The sequence below is a fragment of the Klebsiella sp. CN_Kp100 genome (genome assembly GCF_040065315.1).
Classification (GTDB): domain Bacteria; phylum Pseudomonadota; class Gammaproteobacteria; order Enterobacterales; family Enterobacteriaceae; genus Klebsiella; species Klebsiella oxytoca.
The window spans coordinates 20,215-36,442 of the sequence record NZ_JBEAIJ010000038.1 but is presented as its reverse complement, the minus strand read 5'-3'; the positions used below and the strand labels follow the sequence as shown (position 1 = coordinate 36,442).

Below are 16,228 nucleotides of genomic sequence, written 5' to 3'. Positions count from 1 at the left end.
CATCCCATGACACAGACTCAACGCCTGGACGTCAGGGAGTTAATCAACGCCAATCCGCTCAGCCGCTTTCAAAAACTGGTGGTGTTTTTAGGCTTCTGCGTGATTGCGCTGGACGGCTTTGATATCGCCATCATGGGATTTATCGCCCCGACGCTGAAGCAGGAATGGGGAGTAAGCAACCATGAACTCGGTTTTGTCATCAGCGCCGCGCTGATAGGCCTTGCGCTGGGCGCTATATTCTCCGGGCCGCTCGCCGACTGGCTGGGGCGGAAAAAAATCATTATCAATAGCGTCTTCTTCTTCGGCTTCTGGACCATTGCCACCGCCCTTTCGCAAAACATCGAACAGATGGTGCTTTTTCGTTTTCTGACCGGGCTCGGATTAGGCGCTGCCATGCCGAATATCGGCACTCTGGTGTCGGAGTATGCGCCTGAGCGTCAGCGCTCGTTTCTGATTACGATTATTTTTTGCGGCTTCACCTTTGGCGCCGCGGCGGGAGGATTCTCCGCCTCATGGCTAATCCCGAAGTTTGGCTGGCACTCGCTGATGCTGCTCGGCGGCATCCTCCCGCTGCTGTTCGCGCCGCTCCTGATCTGGCTGTTACCGGAGTCGGTGCGTTTTCTGGTGGTTAAGCGCGCGCCAGCCCGACGTATTCGGCTGATTTTACAGCGCCTCTATCCGGGCCAAATCGCCGATGATGCTGAGTTCACTCTCCCAGCCCAGCCCGTGCAGGCAAATGCAATGCGCATCGTCCTCTCCCGCCAGTATCGCTTCGGTTCAATGATGCTCTGGCTGGTCTATTTTATGGGGCTCTTTCTGGTCTATCTTCTCGGTAGCTGGTTACCGACGCTGGTGAAAGAGGTGGGACTAACGGTTGGCCAGGCGGCGGTGATGACCGCAATGTACCAGGCGGGAGGAACCATTGGCTCGCTGTTTGCGGGCTGGCTGATGGACCGGATCAATCCGCATCGGGCGCTCGGAATGATTTACGCCGTTGGCGGCCTGTTTACGATGGCAATGGGATATGCAGCGGCAAGCTTTGCGCTCATCTGCCTGCTGGCGTTTATCAGCGGAGCCTGTTTAAACGGAGCCAATACCGGTATGAATGCGCTTTCCGCCCGCTACTATCCTACCGAAGCGCGGGCTACAGGTTCCAGCTGGATGCACGGCGTGGGCCGCATGGGCGCCATCCTCAGCGCTTTTGCCGGAGCTGAGATGCTGGCGCTGAATATTAGCTTCGAAAGCGTTTTTCTGCTCCTTGGCATCCCCGCCGCGATCACCGTCGCCGGGCTCGCGGCCAAAGGAATTTTCGCGGCTGATTCGGCGCCAAAATCCACCTCCTCCACCGCCGCGTTCGGCAATACCGGTTAAATGCGTTAATCAGTCGGGCATGCTGCACCATGCCCGACCACAAAAAAAGAAAAATTAATTTCAATATACATTAATAATGAAAAATAAAAATCTAATGCCTTATCGATTCACTTCACAAAATCAGCACTCAAAATCACAAATAGCATATACAAGATGAATCAATGGGCGTCAAAAAAGGCAGCAAATAACCTTATTAATCAGAATGACTTGATGATTCCCCGAGCCACATCGGACGCACAATCTTTTCTATTTTTCGATCCGCCTCTCATATATAGAAGTTAAATTTCATATAACCATTGAAACGAAACAAACATTTCCTTATGTTCTGGCTGACATCAGGATAAGGTAGTGCCGGTGGAACTGGCGCTGAGGTCCTTACTTGTCCCCCCGACAAAGGAATAGACCATGAGTGAACAGCAGATCCTTATTTCTCCCGTAGCATCACGCGGCGATAAGTTAACCTGGACAACCCGAATAGCCTATGGTGGAGGCGATACCGCCTGTAACGTCGTTTTCGGCATGATCGGCACAGTTTTAACGCTTTTCTATACGGATTATGTCGGCATTAGTATCGCCACGGTCGGTCTGGTAATGCTGATCTCACGTCTGTTTGACGGTGTTTCCGATGTCATTATGGGTCTGATGGTTGAGCGCACAAACTCTCGCTGGGGAAAATCACGCCCCTGGCTGCTGTGGATGAGCGTCCCCTACGCCGTATCGGCGATTCTGCTGTTTACCGTGCCCCAAACCACCGGAACGCTGCAGTTTCTCTACCTGCTGGTAGCCTATAACTTCTGTACCACCGTGTGCTACACCGCGATCAATCTCCCCTATGGCAGCCTCTCCGCGATGATGACCCGGACCTCCTGGGAAAGGGATATGCTTAGCATCACCCGCATGTCGATGTCGCCATTTGGCCGCATCCTCGCCGTAGCTTGTACGTTGCCGCTGGTGAAATATTTCGGCGACGATCAGGCAGCATGGATTAAAACCATGGCCATCTGGGCTTTTCTGGCGCTGTTGTTACTGCTGTTTTGCTTCTACAAATGTGAAGAAAAAGTGGTTATCAAAGCGCGGGAAAAGCAGGGAAACGTAGCGGTAAAAACGCAGCTTTCTGCCCTCTTCCGTAACCAGTACTTCTGGGCCAGCGCGATCCTCTGGACAGCCCAGAGCGTTTATTACACCGTGGTTGGTATCGCGCTACCTTACTACTGCCGCTACGTGCTAGGCGACGATACCTTCTACAGCTCCATTTTCGTGGCCGAAACCGCCTGCATCATTATTTTCACCTTCTTGAGTTCCGTCCCCATTCGAAAATACGGTAAACGCAATGTGGCCCTTTGCGGCATTGTGCTGGCGACCATAGGCCAGGTGCTGTTTATGTTTAATTCTGACGACTACCACTGGGCGCTGGCCAACGCCATTATTCGCGGTATCGGCTTCGCGCCGCTGAATGCCGTGCTATTCGGCTTCTGCGGCGACGCCGTCGAATATGGCCAGTGGAAAACGCGCGTCCGCCAGGAGGGAATGATCTTCTCTGCGGGGTCTGTCGGTACGAAGCTCGGCGCAGGCATTGCCGCCGCGGTTATCTCCGGCCTGTTAAGCCTCTCGGGCTACGTCAGTTCCAGCAGCGGATCCGGCGTTCAACCGCAAAGCGCTATCGACATGATTAATAACGTTTATCTCTACGGCTCATTCTTCCTGTGGATTGTGGTCATCATCACCCTGCTGTTTTATCGGCTGGATAAACAGTACCCACAGATTATGCAAGAGCTGAAAGAGCGCGAAGCGCGTGGAGAAATGTAAAGCCCGAAACCTGGCCCGCGCTCTCCGGGTGCGGGCTATCCAGAAGAACATCTGAAATCCGAAGTCTCTCTTTAGAGGAGTGCATCATCATGTTAAACGGCATGAAACCCTTATCTCGCTCCCTGCGCTGGGGAATGGTCGGCGGCGGCGGCACCAGCCAGATTGGCTACAGCCACCGCTGTGCAGCACTGCGCGACAATGTCTTTACCCTGCTGGCCGGCGCGCTCGATATTGATGCCGAACGCGGCCGTCAATTTGGCGAGCAACTCGGAATCGCCCCCGAGCGCTGCTACGCCGACTATCAAACGCTATTTGCAGAGGAAGCCAAACGCCCTGACGGCATTGAAGCCGTTTCGGTCACTACGCCGAACAATACCCATTTCGCGATCACCAAAGCAGCGCTGGAAGCGGGGCTGCACGTTATCTGTGAAAAACCGCTGTGCTTTACCGCCGCCGAGGCCCGCGAGCTGCTGGCGCTGAGCAAAAAGCAGAACAAAATAATCGGCGTTACCTACGGCTACGCCGGGCACCAGATGATTCAGCAGGCGCGGCAGATGATCGCGGAGGGTATGCTTGGGGAGATCCGCATTATCAATATGCAGTTTGCCCACGGTTTTCATAATGAAGCCGTTGAACTGCAGGCTGAATCTACCCGCTGGCGGGTAACGCCCAAATATGCCGGCCCTAGCTACGTGCTGGGGGATCTGGCGACTCACCCGCTATTTATTGCGGAAACCATGGTGCCAAATCTGAATATCACCCGGCTGATGTGCGCACGTCAGAGCTTCGTCAAATCGCGCGCGCCGCTGGAAGATAACGCCTTCGTGCTGATGGAATATAATAATGGTGCCGTCGGTTCACTGTGGACCAGCGCAGTCAACAGCGGCGCTATGCACTCACAAAAAGTCCGCGTCATTGGCGAGAAAGCCAGCCTTGAGTGGTGGGATGAGCGTCCAAATCAGCTCAGCTATGAGGTGCAGGGCGAACCCGCGCGCGTTCTTGAACGTGGAATGCCCTATTTAAGTCCGCAGGCGCTGGCAGACGACCGCATCGGCGGCGGCCACCCGGAAGGGCTGTTTGAGGCATGGGCTAACCTTTACCGCCGTTACGCCATCGCTATCGATGCAATGGATCGCCGTGACCAGGCGTTTCTGGATAACTTCTGGTATCCGGACGTCGAAGCCGGGCTCCACGGGGTCTACTGGGTTGAGCAATGCGTCAAATCCGCCGATGCAGGCGGCCAATGGGTTGATTTTAACTGCCAATAATCTCCGCTAGCCGGCGGAGCCCGCTCCGCTGGTTTCTTTTTGTCTACCGCCCTCACCTCATCGTGCAACACAGCAGTAATATCTGTTAAACAAACATCTATTTACGCTTCTGGCTCCCCCCACTACACTAGGCGCAGTTTTTAGATTGAGGTGGTAATGAACGATAACAAAATGACGCCAGGCGAACTGCGCGCAACCTGGGGTCTGGGGACCGTTTTCTCTCTGCGCATGCTCGGCATGTTTATGGTCCTGCCGGTTCTGACCACTTATGGCATGGCGCTCCAGGGCGCAAGTGAAGCCCTTATTGGACTGGCTATAGGTATCTATGGACTGGCGCAGGCAATATTCCAGGTTCCTTTTGGCCTCCTCTCCGATCGCATTGGCCGTAAACCGCTTATCGTCGGCGGCTTGTTAATCTTCGTTCTCGGCAGCATTATCGCCGCGCTTTCCGAATCGATCTGGGGCATTATTCTTGGCCGCGCGCTGCAAGGCTCCGGAGCGATTGCCGCAGCGGTAATGGCGCTGCTTTCCGATTTAACCCGCGAACAGAATCGCACTAAAGCCATGGCGTTTATCGGCGTCAGCTTTGGTATTACCTTCGCCATCGCCATGGTCCTCGGACCTATTATCACCCACCAGTTAGGCCTGCACGCCTTATTCTGGATGATTGCTGTCCTGGCGACGCTCGGGATTCTGCTTACGCTGTGGGTTGTGCCAAATAGCCATAATCACGTGCTTAACCGTGAATCTGGTATGGTGAAAGGCTGCTTTAGCAAAGTGCTTGCCGAGCCAAAACTACTGAAGCTCAATTTCGGCATTATGTGCCTGCATATTATGCTGATGTCCACCTTTGTTGCCCTGCCGGGTCAGCTGGAAGCTGCCGGTTTTCCCGCAGCTGAGCACTGGAAAATCTATCTGGTCACCATGCTGGTCTCTTTTGTTGCCGTGGTGCCGTTTATTATTTACGCCGAAGTAAAGCGCAAAATGAAGCGCGTTTTTCTGCTCTGCGTTGCCATTTTACTGATCGCCGAGATCGTACTTTGGGGAGCGGGAGGCTATTTCTGGGAACTGGTTGCCGGCGTTCAGCTATTTTTCCTCGCGTTTAACCTGCTCGAAGCGTTACTGCCTTCGTTAATCAGTAAAGAATCACCTGCCGGCTACAAAGGAACAGCGATGGGGATTTACTCTACCAGCCAGTTTCTTGGAGTCGCGATTGGCGGATCGCTAGGCGGCTGGGTAGACGGCTTTTTTGATTCACAAACCGTTTTCCTGCTTGGCGCCCTGTTGGCAATGCTATGGTTACTGGTGGCCAGCACCATGAGCGAACCGCCTTACGTTAGTAGCCTGCGGGTCGAGATCCCTGCCGACGTGGTGGCGGATGAGATGCTACAGCAACGGCTACAGGCTCAAGCAGGAGTTAAAGAGGTACTGGTAGTTAACAACGAACGTTCGGTGTATATCAAAATCGACAGTAAGGTGACTAACCGCTTTGAGATTGAGCAGGTGATTAAGCAGGGTGCAGTTCAGACCGTTCCCGCGTAAGGTGGTTAAGCAGCCAGGGACATGGTACGTGGCCGGTATGATGTCCCTGCTGCGTACTGGCGAAAGCTTGCGTGACGGTCTCCCCTCCCAATTATCTTCGCCGCTTTAAGCGTTGGTTTAGCGTTATCCCTCTCATCTTCTTTAAGCTAACGCTACGTTTCAAATCCCCACTTCACCTCCCCATAAGAGGGCTGAGCCCAGGCAGACAAGCAGAAAGCGCCATGAGATGCTTCGCAATAAACGCACCGGGAGGATAGCAGCGCCGCTCAGTCTCTGGGATTATCACCGTGCAGCTGTTCTGACCTGGTGATAAACTTCAAAACAGCTTCATTGAAATTGGTAAAGGGCAAACATGAGCTGCCTGAGGGATTATCTATATTAGAACGAAGAAAGCGACGGTGAATTATAGATAGCTTATTTTTCTGGATAGCAGTATAGGGCCATTCACATAAAACAATCTAACATCACTATGTGAATTCATAATACCCGCAGCATAAAATTTAAAAATTACGTTCTAAAAATGCCACATAGCCATTACTTTCAGTAAGAGAGATAAAAGATTGGTAGTAAACCCATAGCCATAAAATATAAAATCAATCAATTATAAAAAACGCAATTATTCGGAATTTTTATTAGAAGCACGAATTTATCATCACGTTAACTATTCATAATGAATTACCGGTTCATTTAAATATTCACTATTATCAAAACAAAGCCCTGGTTAATATTTACGAGGGTGTACTCAGCTTGCCCGCAACTAAGTAATTATAAATAGTAATAGCACAGGAATAAAAAATGAAAGAATTAACACAATATGAAATGGAAAATATCTCGGGTGCTGGCCTCTTTGACCTGCCTTGTGCCCTGGTTGATTTCACTATTCAATCCGCACTTGGACTGATGAAAGTCGGCTTTGATGGCTCCCTTACCATTGCCAAAACGGCGCTGGAAACCTCTCTGGATATGCTTAGCAACTTGCTGAGTGGCTCCCCATCCAGTATTGGTAGCATTCTGGCAGATCACCTGAATTCAATGATGTATGAAAAATCAGGTATCTGGTCAAACTTCGTCTATGATGCAGCGACGAACTGGGGCGACGTAGTTTCTTCGTTACAGAAATAAAAAACCAAGCCAGTCAGGGAACTGACTGGCTTTATCCATTCAACAATACATCTTTTCTGATTAATATTCACATATAATCTACATCCGCTCATTGAGGATTGTAAACAGCAATGCTGTCGTGCATATCTCCTTAGTAAGTTTTATTTCATTTTAACGTTCAATTCGATCGCAACGAAAATACATATCACATGCGACGATATAATCATTATGCCAATGCCAGTAAGCATGCAGATAGAAATAAAAAAATGAAGGCAGAGAGCAGGATAAAAAATAAAATTCAAAATAAACACTCAATCCCGAAAATGTCAAAATGACATTGAGCAATACAATCCAAATAAACTGAGTGATTAAAACCAGGAATAATCTAAGCCACATCGCTTTATTATAGAGCCATGGCCAGGGGATTGACTTTGATAGATGGAAGTCAAATTCCCTCAGGAACAATCGCCCAAGAAAAATGTAGCGTTTCGATGGACGGATGAAGATCATATCTAAAAACAAAACAATAACGCAAAGAATAAACATCGCTATCATTAATCTGGCTGAAAAAAAACCATCCGCCAAAGAAAAATCATCCTCATTTGCTAACGGGCTGACTATCAAGCTATTCATTAAAAAGGTGATAAAAAGATTAAAACCGACGTAATGATGTAGATTGCGCCAGACTACCTTTTGGGCAGTAAAATCCTTCATTCGCTTCACATAGCTATAACGTGCATATTTAAACGCCAGGTAAATAGCCAATGGCGAAATAATAGCAATACAAAGTAGTGCATGACCCGATGACATAAATGACAGGCAGCTCGTAATGAGAAGATAAAAGATCGCAAAGTATGAGAAGGTCACCACTGCCGGATGCCACAAAAACGCCTCATACGAGGATATAGCTTTCCCCTGAAAACAGGAAAAATCTATATGCTTCATGACACATTTATAACCCCAATAGTTTTTCAGCTCGTAAATAAAAGAAAAGACAATTAATGCCAGGATAACGCTCAGGCTAAATACATTACTCGGCAATAAGTTATAACCATTGTTTTTCCAGAAAAGGAAAAGTAAAAACATAGTTAAAAGATAAAGATAAATAATCACTCGTTTATCCTGGTAACGAGTAAATGTTAAATAGTCAGGGATCATAGCACCTCCATTACAAGCCAATCAGCTTTCTACAATGCACGACATTTTCTGGCGCGAAACGCCGGAAGTCATAAAGGAGTTGTCCTAAATAAGCTTTATTGCTGAACTCCAGAAAAGTTACCGACTGAGAATTCTGTAAATGAGCCGCAAGAGATTTTGTCCATTGCACCGTATGCGTCAGATGTAGAGCCAGATTTTCTTTGATCTGCTCAGGAAGGAATTCTGCTTGCCCGGTAACATTCATCAGCACGCTGTATTTAGGCGAACAAATATCGATTTTTTGCAAAAAATCGCGCATCATCTGAACACCATCGGCCATCAGACGCGTATGCCATGCGCCGCTAACCCCCAGTTTAACCGCCTCTAAACCGGCGCCATAAAGGATCTGTGAGATACGGCCCAGATCAGCAGTCGTGCCACCGATAACCTGCTGACGACAGCTGTTATCACAACTCACCTCGACAGGTATACCAGATGCGGAAATCATGTTAGTTAAGGTTTCAAAATCAGCGCCCTTAACCGCGAGCATAGCTCCTTTATGAATTTTACTTAAATCATTCATAATCTTTGAACGGGTATGTATCATCCTAAAAAGCGCCTCCAGGTTAAATGCACCCGCAGCGAAAAGCGCGCTGTACTCGCCAACGCTATGCCCGCAAGAACCCACGATTGGCAAATCAGGCATTTTTTCTAGACAGAGGCAATAGAGCGTCACGTTAATAGCCGTAACGGCAACTTGCTGAGCCGTTGTCTGGACCAGGTGACTCATCGGCCCGCGCTCGCATAAACGGCGAATATCAATTTGGGTAATATCGCTCGCGCAGTCCCAAATATTTTTTGTGACTGCATTCAGATCCCACAAATCAGACCCCATTCCAATAACAGGGTTACCTTGTCCTGCAAAGATAAGAGCGACAGAAGGTGTTGATAGCTGTGATACCATAAAATATCCTTATAAATAGTATTTAAAACCGACATAAATGCTTAGCGTTTCACCAAATAGCGCAAACTCTGATTCAGGACCTCCCAGGGAGCTGTATGCGCCGGCATATAACTCAAACGGCGCCCACTTACCTTGCAAGGGTTTAATAAAATGGGCCCCAAATAATACGCTGCCATCCGCTATATTTATCATTGCATAGGGTTGCAGGGTGGACTGGTCATGATTACGCAGACTAAAATAGGTATTAAAGTAATGTTTGGATAACAGCATGCCTTTATTTGAAGTGTTACCAATCTCTGAGGCCATAAGATACTTATAGCTATCAAACGCCCGGTCTAAAAAATCGTAGCCAGTCCTGTATCCCATCAAGCGAATGAAATCAATCTGCTCCTGCCAGGCCTTTTTCGAATATCCCTCACTCTGAAAATAGTATTCTAAGCCGAATACGCTAAAGCTATCAGTTGTATACTGCCCGCCAAGCGCAAACTCAACGCCTTGTTTATCCTCTACAGAATAGAGTGAGGATGGAAATGCGCCAGCCAGTACGGCCTCTTTTTTATCATTTGAGAAGTGACGCCACTGCTGGCCTTTATGCCAGGAAAACTCAGCATTAATTAAAAACTGTGATGTATAATTATATAGTTCTGATAATGAAAACGCCGGATTATCGCCTAATAGTAAATTAGCGGACAGGCGATGACTAGCTAGTCGGTAATCATTATAAGTTAATAGGTAACGCTCCTCGCTATTTGAGCGTTGTGCTGCAGACCAGTTACCTGATGATTCATAGTACTTATCGATACTGCTCAATCTGGGAGCTAGTGTAAGTAAAAAATTATAATCCTGATACTCTTTAGATAACGTGGCCCCCCAAAATGATTCGCTATAAGCTGATTCCATTGCTGGCCCATATATTCGGGTTGTTTTAAAACCGGAATAATAATTTGTCAGCAATGTAGCGGGGGATCTTAAGAAAAAGGCCCCTTTTGAAGGTCTCAGCTTCCCTCCTTCCAGGCGTGTTGTATCAGATAAAGCATAGGTAAAACGCAGTCGATCTATCATTATCCTTGCACGATTTTTATCTTTTTCAAAGACCCCGGGACTGCGAATCGGATAATAACCTAAAGAATAAAATGAAAAATCCATATTGAGATTATTATCCACTAGATCGCACTGACCTTTTATGCCTAACGCAATATCATTATAAACATTGTCGGCCACGTATGGATTGCGACCATCAATTTTCCAGATTGATGGTTCTTTATTTACATATGAAATCTGCGCTGCCAAAGTAACATCCATATTATCTTGCAACACACTTGCGGACAGACAGTGTCCCTGAACCAGGGTAGAGACTAAAGTAAAAAAGGGAATAAGGACGTAGAGAGATATTTTCATTGCCCCCCCCTTAACATCGCCTCTTTTGTAAAAAAATACTCAGGTAATTTTTCCAGTCTTACGTTACTATATTTCATCACTGAATAGCCTTTTGCATATCGAGCACTCTGTACGACAATTTCAGATGGCCGATATTTACCTAAAATTTTCTGGTAATTTTTATAGGAGACTTTTTTGAGCAATTGGTTATCAAGGGAGTAATAAGATGCCTGGTAAGGCCTGAAATCATCTCCTTGTTCTACAAGGTATATCACCTTTGGATAAGTTACCTTATCCGATTTGCGTATCAGTGATAGTCTATAACAGACTTTCTGTCCGCAAGGTTCAGTACCTTCGATTGTAGAATCGTAGGCGTACTCAAAATTAGTGACGATAACGTCTGCATTTGAGATTTGCCCACTCAGCCTTTGTGCCGGTGAAATAGGTATCGGTTTTCGTAGTTCAGGTGTATAAAACCAGAGATCGTACCAATCAGAAAGCATAATCTTCCCTTTATCCCGTGGAGGATAAATAAACCGGACTAAAGAACGCGCATCTGCCCGCGAGCCATTTTCAGGTTTCATAAAACGCATTGACACATCGAGAATTTGTTTACTCTCCGGCTGCTCGCCACCCTCTTTATATTCAAGAACAGTTACCGTATAGCGGAAAGGTATATTAGGCGAACGTATATCATCAGCCAAACGTATAATTTCTATAGCCTGAGGTGCCGGAGTCTCGGCTATTACCCAGGACGAAGAAAAAAAAGTAATAAGAATAAGTAAGCGCAGTTTAAGGTGTTTCATACTCATTCCTCAGGAATATTTAAACGCCGCAGAAATATTGAGCCGTGATGCGCGATACGAAGGAAGAACAGACGCAAGAGCTGACGTTAAAATTGGCAAAACCAGCGTAGTCCAGAAAAGCTCGACATTATCGATCTTAATAAACGCAGTATATCCTATCGATTGACCCGGGGATGGCGGCATAGCAATCCCATAAACATTGATCATCGCAGCTAAGCAATACCCCACCAAAACACTCCCCATGGCACCAAACACGCCAATAAAAACACCTTCCAGCCAAAATAATAATGTCACATGGGTGGCCTCAAGACCAATGGCTCTCAGGGTGGCTATTTCACGCGTTCTCTCAGCAATATTCATCGTTATTGAATTACCAATCATAAACACGACAATAAGCGCGACAATAAGTTTGATAAAGAAATATATGCCTGAGAGCATTCCCTCGACCTGTTGATAAAAAATAGATGTTTCTTTCCAGTCCTTCACAACCAGCGGCAACTTATTGTCAACAATATATTTATTCAACTTAACTATAAATTCATCAACATTATTATTATTCAGCAATATAAGTACTTTACTCACGCCATCTGTGCCCATAATCCTTTGTGCTGTATCTAGCGGAACCTTCAATGCTACATCATCATAATCTTTAATACCGGATGCAAATATCCCACGCAATTTTAACGATAAAGCTCCCTGGCCACCTGATGTATTAACTACCATCACATCAAGCCAGTCGCCATAACCCGCGGCAAGAGTTTTTGCCAGCCCGCTGCCTATTGTAATTTCATTACGTTTTACGCGCGATAAATCACTGCCTAAAATGATTTTATCAAAGGCACCCAGTTTCAGGGCAGGTAAAGGCTCGCCCCCCTGAGCAGAAAAATAGCTTGAGGTTTCATTTTCATATTGAGAAATAACTCCTGTAAACTCAAGCTGCCCTGAAAGGGTGGATATATCATTAGCTAGCGAAGAATTATGCATAATATCATTTTTTAGAGCAGCATAATTATTGATGAGATGTTTACTCTTGTTTGCAGTATCAAAGTACTCCTTGTTATAAACTTGTACATGACCAATGTTTGTGCGGATTGTTTGCTGCTGGAGAATCCAGAAAGAATAATTAATAAAGCCGCCATATAAAAATATGGCAACACCACCAAGAATTATCGCACAAATTGTTGACAAAGTTCTTCTGCGATGCCTTAATAAATTCAAAAAAGAAAACTTAGCATCACGGAAGCGGAAAACGACACAATAGATGATAAATAAAACAATTATAAGCACAAAACCATTTACAAAGATCATATTCATTGACATTTATTTGGCCCTCATAAGGGGTATAATAATTTGCGTAACTTCATCAAGTTCCCAGGTAGATGAACCGTTATAAGCCATATCAATTTTTTTATTTGGATTATCCACCTGTAATATTGATAATAATTGGCCAGCCTGTTGATAAAGTTTACAGTTATAAAATGCTCTGTAGCGCATATCATTGACGTTATCTCGAATTCTGCTACTTAATTCTTGTTTTAGCAGTATGTCTGTGTCCTCGAGGGTAATAACGCAGCGTCCCAACTCGGCGGGTAGGTACGCATCGACCTTGGCACGCAGATATCTGATGAGTGGTATGTTTTGATTTAAATCCACAGCTTCATCGAGATAAAAGAAGCCTGTTTTAGCATACTCTGAAGCCTTAATAATATCATTAGTGGCCAAAAAATAGTTTGCTTGCCTCAACATCCCGTAGGCATAAAAAACCAGCGAAGCAATATTTCCGGTCTTTTTGAACTCATCGGATAGAGATTGAGTAGTTTTTGCTAACACGTCAGGCTGAGTTGGAAACCCATTATGGAGTATGCTTTCAACTACAGGCGTATAAGTGGGAGCCGCCGTGGCGGCTACAATAACCAGAGACAGGCTCAGGCACAGTAACCTGAAGAAATTATTCATATGAATCATAAGCTAATTCTCCATCACGGATTTCCACCACTCGGCGCGCACGTTCCGTTAGCTGGGTGGAGTGGGTCGATATAATAAAAGTGGTGCCCGTTTGATGATTGATATCTAGTAAAAGATCCAGAATTGCGTCTCCCGTCGCCAGGTCGAGATTTCCTGTAGGTTCATCTGCAACGACAATCTGAGGTTCATGTGCGAGTGCTCTTGCTATGGCGACACGCTGTTGTTGCCCGCCAGATAGCTGCCCCGGTTTCCGGTCTTCCAGGCCGGATAAACCCACGCTATTCAGAAAATGGAGGGTTCGCTCCTTTGCAGTTCTGGCATCGAAATGGCCATTAAGTATCAATGGATAAAAAACATTATCAAACACGTTAAGTACCGGGATTAAATTAAAGAACTGGAAAATAAATCCCAGATGCTTACTACGTACTGCTGCCAGATTTCTCTCTGACAATGCATTCATATTTTTATTGAGAAAGAAAACATGCCCTGCGGATGGTTTATCAATTCCGGATAATATATTTAACAATGTGCTTTTACCACTACCAGAAGGCCCACATAAAGCCATAAACTCGCCAGCAGCGATATCAACATTGATATTTTTAAGCGCAACAACCTCGTTCTCGCCCATTCCATAATTTTTATAAATACCATGCAAAGAAATAGCTGGCAATTCTTTAATATTAGCTCTCACTGTGGCCTCATGGTTAATACCAGGTATCAAAATAAGTTAAGCCGCCATTATAATCGGGCAAGATTGTTCTCATGCGACCACCCTTAAAAGCGTGCTGAAAAATATGATGCCAGCTCAAAGCAGGCGTTATGCAACCACTAGAACCATATTTCTTTTCAAGATCGAGTAATTTTACAGGATGGTAAAAAAATGGCGTTATCGAACTGGACCTGCCGGAAAATGCAACCAGATCAATATCTGATGCATAATTTTTTTGATACTGTGATGAGTCTGCGCTAAAATAGGGCCCGCAGTTTACTTTTAGATCACCACTTGTTTGACTGAAAATAAAACCTCCTACGCGTTCGATTGATAAATTCATCCCAGGAATTTTTCGAGATTCTTTCATTTTACTACGAGGATTAATATTTGTTGCGGTAAACGCTAACAATGGTATGGCACGATAACCACCACAAACAATGACAAAATCAAAGATATCCCAGCTTAAATAGTCTTGCGCCAGGCGCATTGCCTGAATCAGCGCATTTTTTTCACCGCGGATTTTGCATGTCACATTATCTACAGAAAACTTTTTTACTAAATTTTTTGGTAGTGTATCAATGGTAGATAAATGCAGCGTACTTATATCATATTCAAAGCCAGCCGCTTCTCCCCATGAGTCAACATAGATAAAAGCAGTTCGTGATTTCATCAATAGCATACGTTCCTTCTGAGGCAACGCCTGCATTGCGACATCGGATACTTTTTCTAACGCAGATATATACGCCATGTAATTAGTTCTGTTCACTACTTCTTTGTCATAGGCATCTGCGCGAGTACCAAATCGTTTAAAAGCCCAACTATTTGTATCGGTATTTTTCAAAGCTATATCATAGGAATGTGCTTCCCAAACATTTAGCCAACTGGGACTGTATAAAAATAAAGGTGCCTCGGGCTCCATAAGAGACAACGATAATAAATGCATAGCATCATCCATTTAGCTAGCTTCCCTGGCGGTATTGGACAGCAAAGCTGCGATAATAGAACCATCTACCCCTAAGCCTGTTTTAAGCAAATGGCTCTTGTGATGTTTTATTACTCCCGGCCCGGTAAGAAAGTGGTGAGCTATACCATTAACAATGGGTTCATTAATTACCGGTTTTATTAACTCATGACAACTTACTGAATGATGACCAATTATTAAATCTACCAATCCAGAACCAGTAGCGGTATAACCTATTTGCCCTTTGTAAGCGAGGACTGGTAGCATATTCTCCCCTGCCAGAATAGCAATAGCTTTCGCTTCAATGCTGTCACTGAACGCTGTACCATTACCATGAGGGATAAAAGCGCACACCTCCTCAATTTTAACTCTCGTATCATTCAAGAGTTGGTTGACTAGTTTTAATATACAGGTACTCTGCCAGTAAACATCGTTACTTCTACTGGCATTAATCTGTTTATAAGCCGTCTTGATACTCACTCCATCAACAAGTTGTCGAGCCAGGCGATGATGGTCACTTTCAAGTACCAGAACGCTATAACCTTCAGCAAAGATCACCCCTTTGCTATTTACACCAAACGGTTGAACAAGATCCGTATCCAACATTGATTGAGTTGAGAGAAACCAAATATCCTGAGATTTTACCTGGGATATATTAATAATGAGAGCAAGCTCTATACCACCGCGCTCAATTGCATGGCTTGCCAGATGAACGGCTGTAAGCCCGGAGTTACTGGTGCAATTAATATTCGGTGGTAGATACCGCAAACGATATTTTTTAGCCAAAAGCTCTGCGATTATATCCTGAGACATATTTTTGGCGCATAAATTGGTTATTGAAGGAGTCAGCGCGAGATCTTCAATATCATTATAAGTAGCGAAAGAACGATAATCTATAGCATCAACTCGAGGCCCTATACCAGTAATATAGACTCTGATATTATCTTCTCGAAGACAATTCTCATCCAGCATTGACTGCCTTAAGGCCTCATCAATTAGGCGATAGAGTAATTCAGGAATGCTATCATTACTATATTTCATCTTTGCAACATTGACATTACCACGAAGCCCACATTTAATAGCTTCATCATTCGACTTGAACCAAGGCGCGGTTTTGACACGCTTTCCCTGTTTCAGATTTGCAATGAGCTGTGAACTATCATCGGCAAATGGTAAATGAACGCTATAACCAGAAATAATAGACTTCCTGTCCATCGT

The 16,228-nt window shown here is 45.6% G+C and carries 14 protein-coding genes; 5 read left to right on the top strand and 9 right to left on the bottom strand.

Annotated features, from left to right (window positions below; translation table 11 throughout):
* Positions 1–6: 6 nt before the first annotated feature.
* The 5 genes from ABLV12_RS14730 (at position 7) to ABLV12_RS14710 (ending at position 7,109) form a co-directional block, all read left to right on the top strand.
* On the top strand, positions 7–1,371 hold the full coding sequence (locus ABLV12_RS14730) for an aromatic acid/H+ symport family MFS transporter (RefSeq protein WP_064397018.1): 1,365 nt from the start codon (positions 7–9) through the stop codon (positions 1,369–1,371).
* 405 nt (positions 1,372–1,776) lie between these two features.
* A complete protein-coding gene (locus tag ABLV12_RS14725; RefSeq protein ID WP_064397020.1) occupies positions 1,777–3,177 on the top strand; it encodes an MFS transporter in 1,401 nt (466 codons plus the stop codon).
* Between the two features lie 89 nt (positions 3,178–3,266).
* Positions 3,267–4,445: a Gfo/Idh/MocA family oxidoreductase gene (locus tag ABLV12_RS14720; RefSeq protein WP_004111004.1), complete on the top strand. Its 1,179-nt coding sequence runs from the start codon at positions 3,267–3,269 to the stop codon at positions 4,443–4,445.
* A gap of 156 nt (positions 4,446–4,601) precedes the next feature.
* Complete coding sequence (locus ABLV12_RS14715; protein WP_064397023.1) at positions 4,602–5,987, top strand: MFS transporter; 1,386 nt, start codon at positions 4,602–4,604, stop codon at positions 5,985–5,987.
* 795 nt (positions 5,988–6,782) lie between these two features.
* The gene (locus tag ABLV12_RS14710; RefSeq protein WP_004099502.1) at positions 6,783–7,109 is read left to right on the top strand and encodes a hypothetical protein; all 327 of its coding nucleotides are present in this window, start codon (positions 6,783–6,785) and stop codon (positions 7,107–7,109) included.
* Between the two features lie 150 nt (positions 7,110–7,259).
* Here the strand turns inward: ABLV12_RS14710 and ABLV12_RS14705 are convergent, their stop codons facing one another.
* Genes ABLV12_RS14705 through ABLV12_RS14665 form a run of 9 tightly spaced genes read right to left on the bottom strand, consistent with a single transcriptional unit; the run spans position 7,260 to position 16,225 of the window.
* A complete protein-coding gene (locus ABLV12_RS14705) occupies positions 7,260–8,246 on the bottom strand; it encodes a hypothetical protein (protein ID WP_201506074.1) in 987 nt (328 codons plus the stop codon).
* Positions 8,247–8,256: 10 nt separating this feature from the next.
* Complete coding sequence (locus ABLV12_RS14700) at positions 8,257–9,189, bottom strand: ACP S-malonyltransferase (protein WP_064397024.1); 933 nt, start codon at positions 9,187–9,189, stop codon at positions 8,257–8,259.
* A 9-nt stretch (positions 9,190–9,198) separates the two neighbouring features.
* The gene (locus ABLV12_RS14695; protein WP_064397026.1) at positions 9,199–10,587 is read right to left on the bottom strand and encodes a hypothetical protein; all 1,389 of its coding nucleotides are present in this window, start codon (positions 10,585–10,587) and stop codon (positions 9,199–9,201) included.
* Positions 10,584–11,372, bottom strand: coding sequence for an outer membrane lipoprotein-sorting protein (locus ABLV12_RS14690; RefSeq protein ID WP_064397028.1), 789 nt, complete (start codon positions 11,370–11,372; stop codon positions 10,584–10,586). Before ABLV12_RS14690 ends, ABLV12_RS14695 begins: the two co-directional genes overlap by 4 nt.
* Positions 11,373–11,381: 9 nt before the next feature.
* Complete coding sequence (locus ABLV12_RS14685; RefSeq protein WP_325905332.1) at positions 11,382–12,692, bottom strand: ABC transporter permease; 1,311 nt, start codon at positions 12,690–12,692, stop codon at positions 11,382–11,384.
* The gene (locus ABLV12_RS14680) at positions 12,693–13,337 is read right to left on the bottom strand and encodes a hypothetical protein (protein ID WP_004099495.1); all 645 of its coding nucleotides are present in this window, start codon (positions 13,335–13,337) and stop codon (positions 12,693–12,695) included. It lies immediately after the preceding gene.
* Positions 13,321–14,028, bottom strand: a complete 708-nt coding sequence (locus ABLV12_RS14675) for an ABC transporter ATP-binding protein (RefSeq protein WP_070557186.1) — start codon at positions 14,026–14,028, stop codon at positions 13,321–13,323. The genes ABLV12_RS14680 and ABLV12_RS14675 overlap by 17 nt, the downstream gene beginning before the upstream one ends.
* Before the next feature lie 13 nt (positions 14,029–14,041).
* Positions 14,042–15,004 (bottom strand): ATP-binding protein, encoded by a 963-nt coding sequence (locus tag ABLV12_RS14670; RefSeq protein WP_348867129.1) that lies wholly within the window; start codon positions 15,002–15,004, stop codon positions 14,042–14,044.
* Positions 15,005–16,225 carry a beta-ketoacyl synthase N-terminal-like domain-containing protein gene (locus ABLV12_RS14665; protein ID WP_325905334.1) on the bottom strand — a complete coding sequence of 407 codons (1,221 nt, stop codon included), beginning with the start codon at positions 16,223–16,225 and terminating at the stop codon, positions 15,005–15,007. It abuts the gene before it with no gap.
* Positions 16,226–16,228: the final 3 nt, after the last annotated feature.